This is a genomic window from Nonomuraea sp. B12E4 (assembly GCF_039871825.1).
GTDB lineage: Bacteria > Actinomycetota > Actinomycetes > Streptosporangiales > Streptosporangiaceae > Nonomuraea.
Genome location: NZ_JBDPME010000003.1, coordinates 373,856 through 391,110, shown reverse-complemented (window position 1 = coordinate 391,110; position 17,255 = coordinate 373,856). Strand labels below are relative to the sequence as shown.

Genomic DNA, 17,255 nt, shown 5'->3' with positions numbered 1-17,255 from the left:
CGCTGGAAGATCAGCGGGCAAACCAACCCACATGGGGAGGCCAATGCGCAATGGCCGTGGCACCTTGAGCGTCGCCGCCGGTCTGGTGCTGGTGGCTCTCGCGACGGTCGGATACGTGCTGCCACCCGCGTTCGACCCGCCGCCTCTCAAGGCGGATCCAGCCTTCCAGTCGATCCCGGCGCAGCCGTCGCACGAGCTGCAGCCGGTGGTGGCCGTCGACTCGGTCCGCCGGCGGGAGATCTCGGTGGCGGCGGAGAACCAGCGCCTGTACGGCACGCTGCGGGTGCCGCTCACCCCGGGGCGGCATCCGGCGATGGTGTTCGTGTCGGGATCGGGCAACGGGTCGCGGACCGAGTTCACGCCGCAGGCCGAGTTCCTGGCCAAGGCGGGCGTGGTGACGATCGCGTTCGACAAGCGCACGATCGGCTACAACTTCCGAGACCGGGACTTCGGGCTGCTCGCCGACGACGCGCTGCGCATGGTGGAATACCTGCGTACTCTCCCCGAGGTGGATCCCACCCGCGTCGGCCTGTGGGGGGTCAGCGAGGGCGGCTGGGTGGTGCCGATCGCCGCCGCCAAGAGCCCGGCGGTGGGGTTCATGGTGCTCGTGTCCTCCCCGAACGTCTCCCCGCTGCGCCAGGTCGCCTGGGCCCTGAACGAGCAGTTGCTGCGGCTGCGCGCCCCGGTCGGCGCGCGTGACCTGCTGACCAGGGCGATGGGCGGCGTCGGCTTCAACTTCCTGCGTTACGACGCGATGCCCGCCTTAAGCCGGGTCAAGCAGCCGGTCCTGGCCTTCTACGGCACGACGGACCCCTCGATCCCGTTCGTGGAGTCCACCAAGGCGCTCGTCACGGCCATGGGTGAGGCGGGCAACGACGACTACACGATCCGGTTCATGGCCAGGGGCGACCACGCGATGCGGGTCAACGGCGGCGAGTTCACCGACGGCTACCTGGAGACCCTCACCAACTGGATCACCGGCCTGCCCGGCACGAGCAGGCCCGCGGTGCACATGGCGGGCGCCACTCCGGTGCAGCGGTTCGAGGCCAGCGACGTGCCCGCCGCCCCCTGGTACGCCGGGGGCACGATGCTGGGCCTGACGATCTGCCTGGCCGCCGTCGGCTACGTGGCCGGCCCGGTGGCGGCCATCGTCGTACGCCTGCGCGGCCGCCCCATCGCCCCCGTCGAGACCAACGCCCGGTTGTGGCCGCCGATCCGGCGCCGGCTGATCCGGATGGTGTGGACGAGCCTCGGCCTGCTGGTGTCGGTGGTGGCGTTCATCGCGGTGCTGGTGCTGTTCTCGATCAACCAGGCCGGCGCCTGGCCCGCGGTGCTGGCCGGCTGGCTGGTGGTGCGCGCGCTGGCCGTGCTCATGCTGATCCAGGAGGTCACGGCGGTGGCGGCGGTCGTGTCGGCGCTGCGCGAGGGCATGCGGCCGAGCCGCTGGCAGCATGTCGCGGTCGCGGGCGTGCTGGGCGGCACCGGCCTGCTGATGGTGGCCGCGGCCTACTACGGGCTGTTCTCGTTTCCCTGGTGACTCGGGGAACGGCCTACTGTGAGCTGTTCTCGTTCCCCTGGTAGACGTAGGTGTTCATCCACCGGTCCAGCTCGGCGAACACCTGCTTGCGCACCGGCTCCGCGGACAGCACGAGGTCGTGCACGCCGTCGGCGATGCGTACGCACGTGACGTGCGGGCCGAGACAGGTGGACCAGCGGGCGATCTGCCGGGGGTCGAGCACCACGTCGGCCGAGTGCGCCTCAGGGACGAAGTCGCGTACCCGCAACCCGGTGGCCGCGGCCAGCACGAGCACCGGCACGTCCACCGACAGGCCCGCGTGCAGCCGCCGCTGTGCCCGGCGGATGGCGGCCAGCCACATGGCGTGCACCGAGAACCCGCCCAGCGGCTTGAGCTCCAGGTCGTAGTCCCACTCGCCCTGCTCGCTGCGGTGCAGGCTCCGCCCGTAGACGGTGCTGGGACCGAGCGGCAGCCGCCTGCTGGTGTACGAGAGCGGGGTACGCAGCAGGTCGGCGGCCACCCGCAGCGGCGTGGACACGTTGAGGTCGAAGAACGGGCTGTTGAGCACGAGCCCCTGCACGAGACCCCGGCCGCGGACCCGGTCGGCCCACAAAGGGGCGATCAGGCCGCCGGTCGAGTGGGCGTTGACCGTCAGCTCATCGTGGTCCTTCCGGATGATCCGGACGGCCTCGTCGATCTCCGGGAAGTAGTCGGTGATGCTCCTGATCAGGCCCCTGGTCTGGTGCGGCAGCAGCGAACGTCCGTATTTGCGCAGGTCGAGCGCGTAGAAGTCGATGCCGCGGTCGATGTAGTGGGCGGCCAGGTGGTCCTGGAAGAAGTAGTCGGTGAACCCGTGCAGGTAGAGCACCGCGCGCCGGGAGCCGATCTTCCTGGAAACCAGCGTCGCGACGACCTCGCCCTCGAAGTCGTCCGGCAGGTCCAGCACGGTGATCTCGTACATGTTAGACACGATAGGGACTGTCCGGCCAGGACGGCACCCCGGGCGGCAGGTCGGCGCTGACCTTCATCGGAAATTCCGCCTGCCGCTTCTCCAGGAACGCCGTCACGCCCTCCACGGTGTCGGGCGCGCCGCCCAGCTCGGACATGAGCCGGGAGTCGGCCGCGTGCGCCTCCCACGGTGAGGCCGCCGACAGGCCGGACCACATGAGCCTGCGTACGGCGGCCACGGCGACGGCGGAGGTGTTGTCGGCGATCTCCCGGGCCAGCGCGTACGCCGCCGGCAGCAGCTCCCCGTCCGGGTACACCCGCGAGACCAGCCGCCCGTCGAGCGCCTCCGAGGCGGGGAAGACCCGGCCGGTCGCGGCCCACTCCATGGCCTGGGCGATGCCGACGATCCTGGGCAGGAACCAGCTCGACGCGGCCTCGGTGACGATCCCGCGCCGGGCGAACACGAAACCGAACCTGGCCGACTCCGCCGCGAGCCGGACGTCCATGGGCAGCGTCATCGTGACGCCCACGCCCACGGCGGGCCCGTTGATCGCGCCGATGACCGGCTTGAGCGAGCGGGCGATCCTGAGCGCGACGGTGCCGCCCCCGTCCCTGGGCGAGCCGTCCACGGTCTCGCCAGGTTCCCGCCGCCCGAACGTGTCACCGCCGCCGCCGAGGTCGGCCCCGGCACAGAACGCGCGGCCGGCCCCGGTGACCACCACCGCACGCACCTCGTCGTCGGCGTCCGCGAGGTCGAAAGCCTCGATCAACTCTCCGCGCATGGCAAAGGTGAAGGCGTTGAGCCGCGCCGGACGGTTCAATGTGATCGTGGCGACGCGGTCGGCCACGACATACTCGATCTCAGAGAACGCCATGCCCGAATCCTATTCGGCAACAGATGTTCACCCTCCGATAAAGACATATTTCGTATTTAGTGCGTAAGCTGCCGCCTCTACTGAGGCCGATGGTGGAGTTCGGGGAACGGGGAAGGCGTTGCGTCAGGCAAAGGAACCGATGGGCGCCGGAGCGGTCTTGGGCTGGTTGGTGCTGGCGGCGGTGGCGCCGGGGGCGGCCCACCTGCGCGCCGGGTGGCGCAGGACCGGCCTCATCCTGATCTGCTGCTATGCCGCCGGCCTGCTCGCCCTGCTCGCCGCCATCCTGACCACCGACAACCTGGTGGGCTCGCTGACCGAGGACTCCCTGCTGACGGTGATCGTGGTGGCCGCCGCCGTGCTGGGCGTGGCGTGGTTCGCGCTGGTCGTGCACTCGTTCGTGGTGCTGCGGCCCGGCCGGCTCCCGCAGCAGGGGCAGATCCTGACCGGCACGCTGGCGGGGCTGCTGGCGGTCGTGGCGGTGGTGCCGTTCGGGGTGGTCGCGCAGGTGGTGTCCACCTACCAGGCGACGCTCAACGGCATCTTCCAGGAGACGCCGGCCGAGGGCGAGCCCACGCCGGTGGCGCAGGACAAGCCCGAGGACCCGTGGGCGGGGCGGCAGCGGGTGAACATCCTGCTGCTGGGCGGCGACGCCGACGACAACCGGATCGGCGTGCGTACCGACAGCATGAACCTGGCCAGCGTGGACGTGAAGACCGGCAACACCGTGCTGTTCAGCCTGCCGCGCAACCTGGAGGACGTGCGCTTCCGCCCGGGCACGCCGATGGCGCAGCGGTTCCCGCAGGGGTTCCGGCTGCCGGCCGACCCCGGCGGCGGGCGCAGCGACCTGCTCAACAGCGTCTGGGAGTACGCCGACGCGCATCCGGAGATCTTCGGCGGCAAGCAGCACCAGGGCCCCAAGGTGCTGATGGACACCATCGGCTTCACCCTCGGCGTCAAGGTCGACTGGTACGCCCTGGTCAACATGTGGGGTTTCGCCCGCCTCATCGACGCCATCGGCGGCATCACGCTCACCGTCGAGCAGGATGTCGTGTTCGGCAAGTACAACGAGGGCCTCGTCAAGGCCGGCACGCGCAAGCTCAAGGGCGCCGACGCCATGTGGTACGCCCGCTCGCGTACCTTCAGCGACGACTACACCCGGATGCGGCGGCAGCGGTGCGTGCTCGGCGCGATCCTCAACCAGGCGGACCCGGCCACGGTGCTCACCAGGTTCAGCAAGATCGCGCTGGCCACCAAGGAGCTCATCAGAACCGACATCCCGCGCTCGATGCTCGCGCAACTGGTGCCGCTCGCGCTGAAGGTCAAGGACGCCAAGGTGACGAGCGTGCAGTTCGTGCCGCCGCTGATCAACACCGGCTATCCGGACTGGGTGAAGATCCGCAACGTCGCCGCCAAGGCCCTGCGCGACTCGGCGCGCTCCAACCCGGCCGTCGCCGCCACCGCCTCCGCCTCGCCCACCGCTTCTCCGAAGAAGTCCCCGAAGCAGCCCACCAAGCAGCCCGGCCAGGACAACAACCCGGCCAAGGGCCTCACGGAAGGTTGCGGCGGCGCCCTGTAGAACCGCGCAGGATTCATCGCGGCGGCCCGTACGGATTCCCCTCCCCGCCGCCAAAAGATCCGCCTTCCGCAGGGCCCGCATACCCGGACGCGAATGGCGGCGATTATCCGCCGCCGGCCTCCCGGCGCCAAATGGAGCGCGTCGTTTGGAAGCCCGCGCGGCACAAACAGGAAAATCAGCTCGGCCGGATTCCGGTAAGCGCTCTCGGGTGACCCGGCGTATCGCGGCCGCTGGTTCGTCACGGGCCGCACACAGGGCAGTCGGGCCGCTTCGGGATCGCCCGTGACCGTATTTCCAGCGGCCAGAAGTCGATCTCGCTCCACCGGTCGCCGAGGGCCGGCGGCAGCCCTGTGAGAATGCGGATCGCCTCCCAGCCCAGCGCGTTGCCGACGAGCCCGCACAGCGCCCCCATGGCACCGGCCTTCTCCCGCTTCCCCACGATCGACTCCATGCGGTCGCGGCCGTGGTCGGCGAACGTCTCCGCACGCACGCAGGTCCAGCAGGGGGTCCTGCCCGGGATGATCGAGGTGCCGAGCACGCCGACGTGATAGGCGTAGCCCGTGCCCATGATGTGCGGCACGCGCGGCCAGCAGGCCGCGGCCACCCAGTCCGCCACGTCGTTGGGGGTGGGCAGGTCGTCGTTTCATCGCTACCCCCTCGGTCGAACGGGCCTTCGCCGAGATTGTCCCCCCGGGCCCCGGCGAGTATCACAAACCTCGCCGTTGAATAATTGTCAGCACCCGAACGCGCCTACGACACCCGCAGGTCGTCCATGGCGTCCCGGTCCCAGGCGATCCCGAGCCCGGGCTCGTCGGGGGCGATCGCGTGCCCGTTCTCGATCGGCAACTCCGCCCTGGTGACGGCCCGCAGTTGCGGGATGTGCTCCACGTACGTCCCGGCGGGCACCGCCGCCACCAGGCTGACGTGCAACTCCATGAGGAAGTGCGGGCACAGGGCCACGTTGAACGCCTCCGCCAGGTGGGCCACCTTCAGCCACGGGCTGATCCCGCCCACCCTGGCCACGTCCGCCTGCACCACCCCGGCCGCCCCCCGCGCCAGGTAGTCGCGGAACTGCCCCACCGAGTACATCGACTCCCCCACGGCCACCGGGATGGAGGTGGACCGCGCCAGCTCGCGGTGTCCCTGGACGTCGTCGGCGGGCAGCGGCTCCTCGAAGAAGTACACCCCGTACGGCTCCAGCGCGTGCGCCCGCCGCCTGGCCTCCGAGTACGTCATCGACTGGTTGGCGTCCACCATGATGTCGAACCCGGGTCCCACGGCCGCCCGCACCGCGGCCACCCGCTCCGCGTCCTCCTCCAGGCGCGGCTTACCGATCTTGAGTTTGACCCCGCCGAGGCCGGACTCCTGCGCCGCCAGCGCGCTCCGTACCAGGTCGTCGAGGGGAAGGTGCAGCCAGCCGCCCTCGGTGTCGTAGACCGGGACGGCACGGCGGAACCCACCGGCGAGCCGCCACAGCGGCTCTCCGGCGCGCAGGCAGCGCAGGTCCCACAGGGCGGTGTCGACGGCGGCCAGGGCCAGCGAGGTGATGGCGCCGACCGTGGTGGCGCGGGTCGAGGCGAACAGGTCGCGCCAGATCGCCTCCACCTCGCGGGCGTCCCGGCCCGCCAGCCGGGGCAGCAGGTGGTCGCGGAGCATGGAGAGCACGGCGTGGCCGCCGGTGCCGATCGTGTACGAGTAGCCGGTGCCCGCCAGGCCGTCGTCCGTCCGCAGGTCCACGAAGATCGTCTCCTGTTTGAGGAACGCCTGGACGGCATCGGTTCTGACGGTTTCGACGGGGATGTCGACCAGGTGGGCTTCAGCGCTGACGATCTTCGTCATGGTCAGGTTCCAATCCGGAGGAAACGGTCGCGAGCCGCGGCGAGGTGGGCGCGCATCGCCTCCGAGGCCGCCTCCCGGTCCCCCGCGATGACGGCCTCGGCGACGCGGGCGTGCTCGGCCAGCGTCGGCTCGCCGCTGCGCCGGCCCTCGTACTCGATGCGGAACAGGTGCAGGTGGGAGTGCGTACGCTGGAGCGACTCGCGTACCGCGGGGCTGCCGGAGAGCTCGGCGATCAGGTCGTGGAAGCGGGCGTCGTGGGCGGCGATGTCGTGGTAGTCCTCGTACCTGGTGCCCTGGGGTGCCCGGGGGAGGCCGGCCAGCTCGGCGCGCACCCGGTCGGCGGCCTCGGCCGTCACCCGCTCGGCGGCGCCGGCCGCGGCCCACGGCTCCAGCAGCAGCCGCAGGTGATAGAGGTCGGCGACCTGGGCCGGGGTCAGCACGGGAGCCACCGAGTAGCCGCGCAGGGCCTCCTTGGTCAGCAGGCCCTCGGACTCCAGCGCGGACAGCACCTCGCGCACCGGCGTCTGCGAGACGTCCAGCAGCCGGGCCACCGCGTAGATGTTGACGCGGGCGCCCGGTTCCAGGTCGCCGTTCATGATCAGGCTCTTGACCCGCTCGTAGATCTCCTCGGTGAGGACACTGCGCCGGGCCGCCCGCACCCGCCCCTTGAGGCGGCTCTCGATCTGGTCGGCCATCGGCATCGCTCCCGGGTGCGGTTGTTGACAGCTCTTGACGGACACCATGCACGATAGGCAACATGTCCGAAATATCCAATAGGAAATAGTACAGGGGACATCGATGGCCACAACCATCCGGAGCACCGTGCGCGGCCGTCTGCGCTGGTACATGATCAGCTACGTCTTCGCGGGGCTCGTCATCAACTATCTGGACCGCGCGAGCCTGGGGGTCGCCCTGCCGTTCATGGGAGAGACGTTCAAACTCTCCAAGACGGAGGAGGGCATGATCCTCGCGGCGTTCTTCTGGTCGTACGACTTCTTCCAGCTCGCCGCCGGCTGGTTCGTCGACCGGTACGGCCCGCGCAGAACCTTCACCTTCGCCTCCCTGTGGTGGTCGGTGTTCACCTCTCTGACGGCGCTGGCCGGGAGTTTCGCGTCGCTGTTCGGGGTGCGGCTGCTGCTCGGCGTCGGCGAGAGCCCGGCAGCCACGACCAGCGCCAAGGTCGTGGGCCGCTGGTTCCCCAAGCACGAGCGGGCGCTGGCCACCGGGATCTGGGACTCCGGCTCGCGGGTGGGCGGCGTCATCGCGTTGCCGGTGGTCACGGGGTTGATCGCGTGGCTGGGGTGGCGGTGGACGTTCGTGATCATCGGACTGATCGGGCTCCTGTGGGCGTACGGGTGGTGGCGGACCTACCGGGATCCGCAGGAGCACCCGAAGATGACCGAGGAGGAGCTGGCCTACCTGCGCGAGGGCGGGGCCCGATGGGCGGGCGACGACGAGGGGGACGCCGGCAGGATCCGCTGGCGGGACCTTTTCCGCAACCGCACGATCTGGGCGATGATGCTGGGCTTTTTCTGTCTCAACATGGTCGTGTACTTCTTCCTCACCTTCTTCCCGACGTACCTGGTCGAGGAGCGCGGGTTCAGCCTGCTGACGCTGGGCCTGTTCGGCGCGCTGCCCGGGCTGGTGGCCATCGTCGGCGAGTGGCTCGGCGGGTGGCTGGCGGACCGCCGCATCGCCCGGGGCGACTCGCTCACGAGGGTCAGGAAGACGTTCATCTCGGGCGGGTTCCTGGTCTCGATGGTGATCGGGGTGGCGGTGTGGGTGCCGCAGGCGTGGATGGCGCTGGCCCTGCTGTCGATCGCGTACGCGGGCTCGACGTTCGCCGCCGCCAACATCTGGTCGCTGCCCGCCGACGTCGCCCCGGCCGACCGGCACGTGGCCTCGATCGGCGGCATCCAGAACTTCGCCTCGAACTTCGCCGGCATCATCAGCCCCATCATGGTGGGCTTCCTGGTGGACCGGACGTCGTCGTTCGCCGTCCCGCTGATGGTGATCTCGGCGGTGGCGCTGCTGGGGGCGATCACGTACGCCGTGATCCTCAGGCGCGTCGAGCCCCTCGGGATCCCCGCCGGGCGGGAAGCGTGAAGAACGCGCCGTGCCCCGTGCGGCGGAGCGCCTACACGTGGAAGGAGTCCTTCACCAGGCGGTGCAGCCGGGTCTCATCCACGTCGTGCCCCAGTCCCGACTGCGTCAGCGGGACCGCGATGACCCCGGCGTTCGCGCCCACGATCGGCGTGACGATCTGGTTCTGGCGCGGCGGCTGCGTCACGTCGCACGGCAGCGTGCACCCCGGCAGGCTGGCCACCGCCACCGTGGCCGCCCGGGCCAGCCCCGCTCCCTGGCCGCCCGTGCACTGGATGTCCCAGCCCGCCGCCGCGGCCCGGTCGTGCGCCCGGCGGGCCTCCGACAGCGACGGGAACGCCGAGGGCCGCAGCAGCAGCACCTTCGCCGCCCGCAACGTCAGGTAGTCGTCGAGCTCCGCCGTCGAGCCGACCTCGACCGCGACCGAGGCGGCCACCTGGTCCTGTAGCGAGGCGTGCGTGAAGACGTCGGTGACGGCGAAGGGCCGCTCGATCACCTCCAGTCCGTAGGCGTCGATCGCGACGAGCTGGCCGAGCTCGGTGTAGGCGTTGCCGCAGTCGACGGCCAGGGTCAGCGCCGGGTACGCCTGCCGCACCGCGCGTACGGGCTCCACGTCCCACCCGGGCCGGATGTCCAGCGTGACGTGCCCGTATCCGGCGCAGACCTGCTGGTTGACCCGGGCCACGAGACTCTCCACGGAGGGGTCGGGCGTCAGCCGCACGGTCGCCATGAGCGAGGTGCGGGTGCCGCCGATGGCCTCGGCGAGCGGCACCCCGCGCATCCTGGTCCACAGGTCCCAGCAGGCCATGTCCACCGCGGAGTCGCCGCTCGGCACGGCGTCGGGATGCTCCCAGTCGACCCCGATCAGCAGCGCGGCCAGCGACTCCTCCAGCCTGGACCACGTCTTCGGCTGGGGCGAGATCGCCTCGCCCCAGCCGGTCATGCCGCCGTGATCCGTGAGCTTCACGAGCAGCGTCTCCTGCCTACGGCCGAACGGCAGGACCAGCCGGAAAACCTCAAGCTCCCGCACTCGCGGCATGTACCCCCCTTTATGACGCGCTTTTCTCCATAGTGCCTGCCCTGCCGGACTGGACAAAACGAGGGGCCAGCACAACGGCCAGCAGAGCCAGCGCGACGGTGAACGCGAGCCCGATCGCGTAGTTCTCTCCGGCGGCGGTGAACAGGGCGCCGCTGATCGCCACGGCCACCACGCCGAACACCGCCTCGCCCACGCTCACGGCCGCGGAGTTGTGTCCCTCCTCGCCCTCCTTGGACATCTCCAGCACCAGGACGGACACGGTGGGGTGCAGCGCGCCGATGCCCAGCCCCGCGATGGCCATGGCCACGTACGCGACCGCGATCGGCATCGCGTCCACCAGCACCAGCGTCACCAGCGTGACGCCGATGGCGATCATGGCCGCGCCACCGCGGATGGCGGCCAGGTTGCCGATCGCGCCGCGGCCCTTGAGCCAGGAGCCGGCCGACCAGCCGAGGGCGCCGATCGTGAGCACCACGCCGGCCTCGATGGCGGTCAGGCCGCGCTCGTACTTCAGCATGAGCGGGATGAGCACCTCGGCCGCCGTGAACGAGCCGTAGGCCAGGCCGCGCAGCACGGGCGCGGTCGGCAGGCCGCGCGCGGCCCTGAGCGAGCCGGGCAGCAGCAGCCTGGGCAGGGCCACGGCCAGCAGGACGAGGCCCACCAGGAGCAGCGGCAGACCGGCGAGCTTGAGCGCGCTGCCGTACTGCATCAGGGCGGCGGCGACGGCGGTCACCGCCGCCCAGCCGACCTTGCGGCCGATGCCGGGAGCGGGCTCGGCGGCGCCGGCGGCCAGGTCACGGCCGGCGGTGCCGCGCCAGAGCAGCAGCGCGGACGGGATGACGATCAGGGAGACGCCCCAGAAGATCCACCGCCAGTCGGCGTTCTCGGCCACGAAACCCGCGATGGCGGGGCCGACCATCGACGGCACCACCCAGGCGGCCGAGAACAGCGCGAACACCTTGGGATGCAGGGCGCTCGGATAGACCCTGGCCACCAGGACGTAAAGCGCGACCTGCACCAATCCGGCGCCGAGCCCCTGCACGAACCGGCCCGCGACGAACACCTCCATGTTCGGCGCGAACCCGGCCAGCAGCAGCCCGGCCACGAATCCCGCCACCCCGGCCGCGACCGGTGGCAACGGCCCCCGCACGTCGCTCCACCGCCCGCCCAGCACCGTCGCGATCACGCTGGCCGCCAGGGTGGCGCTGAAGGCCAGGTTGTACAGGTCCAGGCCACCGAGGTCGCGGGCCACCAGGGGCATCGCCGTGGTCACCGCCATGCCCTCGAAGGCCACCAGCGTCACAAGAGCCAGCAAGCCGATGCTGACCGCCCGGTAGCGGGCGGAGGCCACCCCTGCGGCGGCCTCGGGAGAAACGTCAACGGTCGTAGTCATAGCCAGCAAGGTACGGCCGGTCGCGCGCGTGCACATCCGGCGGGCGTCCTAGGCAATTCGGCCTACGTCGCCGTGCGAGGTCCTAGGGCGGGCCGTCTTTCGGCATGCGGGCCTCGATGCCGTCGAGGAGCAGGTCGAGGCCGTAGCGGAAGCGGGCCTCACCGTCGTCGGCGATCAGGTCGTCCACGAACCCGCGCAGGTACGGGAACCGCTCCGCCGGCAGTGCCCGATAGTAGTCGGCGATCTGGCCGGCGAACGACTCGAAATACACCCGCGCGTCCCGCAGGCCGGCCGCGCGCATCCGCGCGTAGTGCAGCGAGCCCTCGTACGCGTCGCCGACGATGTGCAGCGTGAGCCGGTCCATCGCCAGGGACGCCTCCCTCGGGGGCATGCCGGCCTCGATCAGCAGCCCGAAGACGAACTCGCCCGCGCGCAGCGAGTTCTCCCCCGTGGGGACGCCGGCGAGCGCCGCCCGCGCGACGTCCGCGTGGCCGGACAGCACCCGGTGCGCCTCCATGGCGTACGCGTGCAGTTGCTCCCTCCAGCGTCCCGGGTCGGGCTCGGGCAGCTCGATCTCGCCGAGCACCCGGTCGTAGATCAGCTCCAGCAGCTCTTCCTTGTTGGCCACGTGCACGTAGAGCGAGGCGGGGCCGGTGTCGAGCTCCTGGGCGACGCGTCTCATGCTCAGCGCGTCGAGCCCCTCGGCGTCGAGCACCCGCAACCCGGCGCTGACGATCCGCTCCTGGCTGAGCTGCCGCTTGAGCTGCGCCGGCTTGCGCGACCTGCGCCATGGGGGCACGGGAATCCCGTCGTTGCCGCTTCCGCTGCGATCTACCATACGAACAATGTACTTGACAAGAACAGCGTTCGTTACTACAAACGGTGTTTGTTGACGAACGGCGTTCGTTGACGAGAACACTGTTTTGAACCCTCTTGAGGAGCCCCCGATGCCCGTTACCGCCACAGCAGCGACGACCGAGGTCCAGCCGTACCGCTGGCGCTGGGCCGCCCTGTTCGTGATCCTGGCCGCCGAGGTCATGGATCTGCTCGACGCGCTCGTGACCGCGATCGCCGCCCCCACCATCCAGCGGGAGCTGGGCGGCTCCGACAGCCTCGTGCAGTGGCTCGGCGCCGGATACACCCTGGCCATGGCCGTCGGCCTGATCACCGGCGGGCGGCTCGGCGACCTCTACGGCAGGAAGCGCATGTTCGTGGCCGGCGCCCTCGGCTTCACCGCCGCCTCCCTGCTGTGCGGCGTCGCGGTCAGCCCCGGGATGCTGATCGGCAGCCGGGCGTTGCAGGGCCTGTTCGGCGCGGTGATGATCCCGCAGGGGCTGGGGTTGATCAAGGAGATGTTCCCGCCGCGGGAGCTGGGCAAGGCGTTCGGCATGTTCGGGCCGGTCATGGCGATCTCGTCCGTCGGCGGGCCCGTGCTGGCCGGCTGGCTGGTGGACGCCGACTTCTTCGGCACCGGCTGGCGCATGATCTTCCTGATCAACCTGCCGATCGGCCTGGCCGCCGTGCTGGCCGCGATCCGTTTCCTGCCCGAGCACCGCCTATCCGACGCCACCAAGCTCGACCTCGTCGGCGTCGCGCTCGTCTCCGTGGCCGCGTTCCTGCTGGTCTTCCCGCTCATCCAGGGCCGGGAGCTGGGCTGGCCGGCGTGGACGTTCGCGTCGATGGCGGCCTCCATCGCGATGTTCGCCCTGTTCGGCCGCTACGAGTCGCGCCGCGCCCGCTCCGGCAGGGATCCGCTGGTCACACCCGGCCTCTTCCGCAAGCGGGCCTTCACCGGCGGGCTGGTCGCCGGGCTGGCCTTCTTCTCCGGGATGATGGGCTTCGGCCTGGTCTTCAGCCTCTACACGCAGCTCGGCCTGGGTTTCACCCCGCTCCAGGCCGGTCTGACCGGGCTGCCGCAGGCGGTCGGCGGCGTCATCGGCTTCGGCCTGGCGATGTCGGGGCTGCAGGACAAGCTGGGCCGCGGGCTGCTGCAGATCGGCACCGTCGTGATGGCGGCGGGCGCGGCCGTGCTCGCCGTGACCATCCACCTGGCCGGGCTCGACGTCGACGGCTGGCAGCTCGCTCCCGGGCTGGGGCTGGTCGGGATCGGGATGGGGCTGACCATGGCGCCGTTCTTCGACATCGTGCTCGCCGGGGTCGAGCCGCACGAGTCCGGCTCGGCCTCCGGCACGCTCACCGCGGTCCAGCAGCTCGGCGGCGCGCTCGGCAGCGCCGTACTGGGCACGCTGTTCTTCAACCTGCTCGGGAATCGGTGGGGCTTCGGCTCGTCGATGCAGGTCACGGTGTGGGTGGAGGTGGGGTTGCTGGCGCTGACGTTCGCGCTGTCGTATCTGCTGCCCCGCAGGGCCCGCCCCGAACAGACCGGCCACTGAGACCGCGGGCCGCCCCGTCAGGCGCCCAGGTGCCGCTCCGCCCACTGGCCGATGTCCCGCCGCTCGATGGCGGCGGCCATCAGGGCGGGGAACGCGTCCGGCGTGCACGCGAACGCGGGCACGCCCAGCGCGGCCAGCGCCGCCGCGTTCTCGTGGTCGTAGAACGGCGCGCCCTCGTCGGACAGCGCCAGCAACACGATCACCTGTACGCCGGCCTGCGTCATCGCCGCCACCCTGCGCAGCATCTCCTGCCTGACACCGCCCTCGTAGAGGTCGCTGATCAGGATGAAGATGGAGTCGGCCGGCCGGGTGACGAGCCCCTGGCAGTAGGCGATGGCCCGGTTGATGTCGGTGCCGCCGCCGAGCTGCGTGCCGAACAGCACCTCGACCGGATCGTGCAACCGCTCGGTGAGGTCCACGACCGCGGTGTCGAACACCACCAGCGACGTCTTCACCGACCGCATCGAGGCCAGCACCGCCCCGAACACGCTCGAATAGACCACCGAGGCCGCCATCGACCCGCTCTGGTCGATGCACAGCACCACCTCGCGCTGCACCGACCGCTGCCTGCGGGCGTAGCCGACCAGCCGCGAGGGGACCACGGTGTTCCGGTCCGGCAGGTAGTTTTTGAGGTTGGCCCTGATCGTCCGGTCCCAGTCGATGTCGGCCACCCGTCTGGGCCGGTGCGTCCTGGCCGAGCGGTCGAGCGCGCCGGTCACGGCCGCCCTGGTCTTCTGGGCGAGCCGGCGTTCGAGGTCCTCGACGACCCGGCGCACCAGCGCCCTGGCCGACTCACGGGCCTGGTCGGGCATGACCCGGTTGAGCGCGAGCAGGGTGCCGACCAGGTGCACGTCGGGCTCCACGGCCTCGAGCATCTCGGGCTCCAGCAGGAGCCTGGTGAGGTTGAGCTTCTCGATCGCGTCCTTCTGCATGACCTGAACGACCGTGGAGGGGAAATAGGTGCGGATGTCCCCCAGCCACCGCGCCACCCGCGGCGCCGACGCGCCCAGCCCGCCCTCCCTCTTGCCCTGGTCGTAGACGGCGCTCAGCGCCGCGTCCATCTGCGCGTCCACGCCCTCCAGCCCGGCCCCGGTGCCGTCGGCGTCCCCGCCGCCCAGCACCAGTCGCCACCGGCGCATCCGCTCGTCCGCCCCGCTCATGCCTCCGCCTTCCCGAGGATCGCCAGGACGGTGGCGACGGCCCCCGCCGCGCGCTGCTCGTCCAGGTCCTGCTCCCGCTCCCCCTCGTCCCGCCCGGCCGAGCGCAGCCGCCCCCCGACGGCCCGGCGCTCGGGCGCGGCGAAACCGCCGAACGTACGCCGCAGCAGCGGCAGCACGTCGGTGAACTGCTCGCCGGACAGCCCCGTCAGCCACCCGTCCACCAGGCTCAGCAGCCGCGGGTCGTGCACCAGCAGCAGTCCACCTCCGGCCAGGAACCCCTCGACCCAGGCCGCCGCCCTGGCCGGCGCCTGGCCCCGGGACATGGCCCTGGACATGCGGTCACCGGCGTCGTCGAGCTCACCCGAATCCAGCAGGATCCTGGTCAGCCGCCCCTCGATCAGGCCGTGCAGGTCCTGCCGGTCGCTGATCCCCCGCAGGGTGGCCAGCCACCGGCCGCGCGGCGACGCCGACGTGCCGCCTCCGGCCGGCGCCGGGTCCCGCTCACCCGGCGGGGCCTTCGGGTCGCGCTCACTCGCGGGCGCCGGATCATGCTCGCCGGACGCGGGCGCCGGGTCATGCTCGCCGGACGCGGGCGCCGGGTCATGCTCGCCGGACGCGGGCGCCGGGTCATGCTCGGTGAGCAGGGCGACGGCCGTGTGGACGGCGTCCACGTGCTTGAGCAGGCCGGCCGCCGCGTCGTCGTCCAGCCCCGTCACCGCCACCGGCAGCCCCACGCGGATGCGCTCCAGCATCGAGCGCACGATCACCGCCAGCCCCTCGGCCGAGGTGCCCCGGACATCGCCGTAGCGGTGGGCACGCACCATCGCCGGCAGCGCCGCCATGAGGTGCGTGACGTCGGTGTCCAGCGCCGCCTTGGCCGACAGGGCGGCCAGCACGCCGGGCAGCGCCTGCGGCAGCTCCGCCAGCAGGCACAGCTCCACCAGCGAGGTCAGGTCCGCCAGCGCCGCCGACTCCGTCCCCGCCAGGTCCTTGGCCCGCTGCGCGGCGGCGGCGAGCACGGTGGTGCCCAGCGCGGCGTGCTCGATGAGCGCGAGGTCGTGCTCGGGCCGCCAGCGCAACGTCCACGTCTCCCGGAACGTGCCCTTCCCCCGCGCCTGCCCCGGCGTGCCCCACTCGATGCCGAGCAGCCGCAACCGGTGCAGCAGCCGGCTGCGGTCCAGGTCGAGCGGCTTGCGCAGGTCGAGGTCGAACTCACGGTCGAGCGCCTCCGGCTTGAGCCTCAGCCGCCGCTGCTGCTCGCGCAGGTCCCGCTGGAGCGGCACCATCGGCGTGCCGTCGCTGACGTGGCCGAGCCGGTCGCCCACCACCATGCGCCGCTGGATCAGCTCCACGGCCAGGTCGTCGCCCTCGCACAACACCGCCCTGGCCGCCTCGGTGACCTCACCCAGCCCGGCCAGCGGGCGGCCGCGCAGCGCGGCCAGGGTGCCGGCGAGGCGTACGGACTCGATGACGTGCGCCGACGACACGGCCAGCCCCTCGTCGCGCAGCACCGCGGCGGCCTCGGCCAGCCATCGCTCCACCGGCCGGTCGGCGGCGGTGAACAGGTGGTGGTACCAGCCGGGCGAGGTGATCCCCGCCCCGTACCCGCTCCACGAGGCCAGCCGCCCGTACGTCCACGGCACCCACGTCAGCTCCGCCTTCACCTTCGGCAGCCCGCGCAGGAGCGCGTTGTCGGCCGCGGCGGACGGCTGGGCGCCCGTCAGCGCGGGGACGTGCCAGGCTCCGCAGACCACCGCGATCCGGGTGTGCCCCTGCTTGACCGCCGCGCGCAGGGTCCTGCGCATGTGCGCCTCGCGCCTGGCCTCCCGCTCGTCCGGCTGGTAGCCCTCGCGTACGGCGGCCATGGCCTCGGCGATCACCTCGAAGGGCGTGTCACCGCGGTGCTCGACGACGTCCTCCCACCAGCGTTCCGGGTCGTCGTATCCGGCGGCGGCGGCGAGCGAGCCGATGGGGTCGGCCCGCAGGTCGGGTGTCTCGTCGTCGTCGCGGTCGCCGGCCAGCGAATGGGCGGCGGGCAGGTCGCAGAAGCGGACCGGGACGCCGGCGGACGTGCCGTACAGGATGGCCTGCCACTCGGGCGAGAACCCGGCGAACGGCCAGAACGCGGCCCGCGTGGGCGCGCCCGGGACGTGGGCGAGCAGCGCGACGGGCGGCTCCAGCTCGGGCGCGAGCGCGACGAGCCCGTCGGCCTCCGGCGGGCCCTCGATGAGGATCGCGTCGGGCCGCAACCGCTCCAGCTCGGCGCGTACGGCCCGCGCCGAACCGGGCCCGTGATGCCGCACCCCCAGCACCGAGACGCTCGCCCCGCCGACCACCGACTCGCCCGCCCGCCCTGCCCGCCCCGGAACGAGCGCCACCGCACTTTCCTGCCCCTCCGGCAGCGCGCCCGGGT

Annotated in this window: 14 protein-coding genes; 4 read left to right on the top strand and 10 right to left on the bottom strand. The window is 71.7% G+C overall.

What is annotated here, in order from left to right; translation table 11 throughout:
- Positions 1-43: 43 nt before the first annotated feature.
- Positions 44-1,537, top strand: a complete 1,494-nt coding sequence (locus ABGB18_RS10595) for a prolyl oligopeptidase family serine peptidase (protein ID WP_347695235.1) — start codon at positions 44-46, stop codon at positions 1,535-1,537.
- Between the two features lie 13 nt (positions 1,538-1,550).
- On the opposite strand, the gene ABGB18_RS10590 is transcribed toward ABGB18_RS10595, so the two are convergent.
- Both ABGB18_RS10590 and ABGB18_RS10585 read right to left on the bottom strand, forming a co-directional pair.
- On the bottom strand, positions 1,551-2,477 hold the full coding sequence (locus ABGB18_RS10590) for an alpha/beta hydrolase (protein ID WP_347695234.1): 927 nt from the start codon (positions 2,475-2,477) through the stop codon (positions 1,551-1,553).
- Between the two features lies 1 nt (position 2,478).
- On the bottom strand, positions 2,479-3,339 hold the full coding sequence (locus ABGB18_RS10585) for an enoyl-CoA hydratase-related protein (protein WP_347695233.1): 861 nt from the start codon (positions 3,337-3,339) through the stop codon (positions 2,479-2,481).
- A gap of 157 nt (positions 3,340-3,496) precedes the next feature.
- Here ABGB18_RS10585 and ABGB18_RS10580 point away from each other — a divergent pair, with 157 nt between their 5' ends.
- Positions 3,497-4,915, top strand: coding sequence for an LCP family protein (locus ABGB18_RS10580; protein ID WP_347695232.1), 1,419 nt, complete (start codon positions 3,497-3,499; stop codon positions 4,913-4,915).
- A 238-nt stretch (positions 4,916-5,153) separates the two neighbouring features.
- Here ABGB18_RS10580 and ABGB18_RS10575 read toward each other — a convergent pair whose 3' ends face one another.
- The 3 genes from ABGB18_RS10575 to ABGB18_RS10565 form a co-directional block, all read right to left on the bottom strand.
- Positions 5,154-5,531 carry a hypothetical protein gene (locus tag ABGB18_RS10575; RefSeq protein ID WP_347695231.1) on the bottom strand — a complete coding sequence of 126 codons (378 nt, stop codon included), beginning with the start codon at positions 5,529-5,531 and terminating at the stop codon, positions 5,154-5,156.
- Between the two features lie 134 nt (positions 5,532-5,665).
- The gene (locus ABGB18_RS10570) at positions 5,666-6,754 is read right to left on the bottom strand and encodes a mandelate racemase/muconate lactonizing enzyme family protein (RefSeq protein WP_347695230.1); all 1,089 of its coding nucleotides are present in this window, start codon (positions 6,752-6,754) and stop codon (positions 5,666-5,668) included.
- Positions 6,755-6,756: 2 nt separating this feature from the next.
- Complete coding sequence (locus ABGB18_RS10565) at positions 6,757-7,449, bottom strand: GntR family transcriptional regulator (protein ID WP_347695229.1); 693 nt, start codon at positions 7,447-7,449, stop codon at positions 6,757-6,759.
- Between the two features lie 103 nt (positions 7,450-7,552).
- Between ABGB18_RS10565 and ABGB18_RS10560 the strand changes: the two genes are divergently transcribed.
- Positions 7,553-8,860 (top strand): MFS transporter, encoded by a 1,308-nt coding sequence (locus ABGB18_RS10560; protein ID WP_347695228.1) that lies wholly within the window; start codon positions 7,553-7,555, stop codon positions 8,858-8,860.
- A 31-nt stretch (positions 8,861-8,891) separates the two neighbouring features.
- On the opposite strand, the gene ABGB18_RS10555 is transcribed toward ABGB18_RS10560, so the two are convergent.
- The 3 genes from ABGB18_RS10555 to ABGB18_RS10545 form a co-directional block, all read right to left on the bottom strand.
- A complete protein-coding gene (locus ABGB18_RS10555; RefSeq protein WP_347695227.1) occupies positions 8,892-9,896 on the bottom strand; it encodes an enolase C-terminal domain-like protein in 1,005 nt (334 codons plus the stop codon).
- Positions 9,897-9,906: 10 nt separating this feature from the next.
- A complete protein-coding gene (locus ABGB18_RS10550; RefSeq protein WP_347695226.1) occupies positions 9,907-11,289 on the bottom strand; it encodes an MFS transporter in 1,383 nt (460 codons plus the stop codon).
- 82 nt (positions 11,290-11,371) lie between these two features.
- On the bottom strand, positions 11,372-12,127 hold the full coding sequence (locus ABGB18_RS10545; RefSeq protein ID WP_347695225.1) for a TetR/AcrR family transcriptional regulator: 756 nt from the start codon (positions 12,125-12,127) through the stop codon (positions 11,372-11,374).
- Between the two features lie 109 nt (positions 12,128-12,236).
- On the opposite strand from ABGB18_RS10545, the gene ABGB18_RS10540 reads away from it, so the two are divergent.
- The gene (locus tag ABGB18_RS10540) at positions 12,237-13,682 is read left to right on the top strand and encodes a DHA2 family efflux MFS transporter permease subunit (protein WP_347695224.1); all 1,446 of its coding nucleotides are present in this window, start codon (positions 12,237-12,239) and stop codon (positions 13,680-13,682) included.
- 17 nt (positions 13,683-13,699) lie between these two features.
- Here ABGB18_RS10540 and ABGB18_RS10535 read toward each other — a convergent pair whose 3' ends face one another.
- Together ABGB18_RS10535 and ABGB18_RS10530 are read right to left on the bottom strand one after the other, a co-directional pair.
- Entirely contained in the window at positions 13,700-14,842 is a 1,143-nt protein-coding gene (locus ABGB18_RS10535) for a VWA domain-containing protein (protein ID WP_347695223.1), read from the bottom strand.
- Positions 14,839-17,220 carry a DUF5682 family protein gene (locus tag ABGB18_RS10530; protein WP_347695222.1) on the bottom strand — a complete coding sequence of 794 codons (2,382 nt, stop codon included), beginning with the start codon at positions 17,218-17,220 and terminating at the stop codon, positions 14,839-14,841. The genes ABGB18_RS10535 and ABGB18_RS10530 overlap by 4 nt, the downstream gene beginning before the upstream one ends.
- Positions 17,221-17,255 lie beyond the last annotated feature (35 nt).

Bases quoted from the DNA above. Each gene is read 5' to 3' on its own strand.
- ABGB18_RS10555 (WP_347695227.1), bottom strand. From the start codon at position 9,896: ATGCCGCGAGTGCGGGAGCTTGAGGTTTTCCGGCTGGTCCTGCCGTTC.
- ABGB18_RS10585 (WP_347695233.1), bottom strand. From the start codon at position 3,339: ATGGCGTTCTCTGAGATCGAGTATGTCGTGGCCGACCGCGTCGCCACG.
- ABGB18_RS10550 (WP_347695226.1), bottom strand. From the start codon at position 11,289: ATGACTACGACCGTTGACGTTTCTCCCGAGGCCGCCGCAGGGGTGGCC.
- ABGB18_RS10540 (WP_347695224.1), top strand. From the start codon at position 12,237: ATGCCCGTTACCGCCACAGCAGCGACGACCGAGGTCCAGCCGTACCGC.
- ABGB18_RS10590 (WP_347695234.1), bottom strand. From the start codon at position 2,477: ATGTACGAGATCACCGTGCTGGACCTGCCGGACGACTTCGAGGGCGAG.
- ABGB18_RS10595 (WP_347695235.1), top strand. From the start codon at position 44: ATGCGCAATGGCCGTGGCACCTTGAGCGTCGCCGCCGGTCTGGTGCTG.
- ABGB18_RS10535 (WP_347695223.1), bottom strand. From the start codon at position 14,842: ATGAGCGGGGCGGACGAGCGGATGCGCCGGTGGCGACTGGTGCTGGGC.
- ABGB18_RS10565 (WP_347695229.1), bottom strand. From the start codon at position 7,449: ATGGCCGACCAGATCGAGAGCCGCCTCAAGGGGCGGGTGCGGGCGGCC.
- ABGB18_RS10570 (WP_347695230.1), bottom strand. From the start codon at position 6,754: ATGACGAAGATCGTCAGCGCTGAAGCCCACCTGGTCGACATCCCCGTC.
- ABGB18_RS10560 (WP_347695228.1), top strand. From the start codon at position 7,553: ATGGCCACAACCATCCGGAGCACCGTGCGCGGCCGTCTGCGCTGGTAC.
- ABGB18_RS10545 (WP_347695225.1), bottom strand. From the start codon at position 12,127: ATGGTAGATCGCAGCGGAAGCGGCAACGACGGGATTCCCGTGCCCCCA.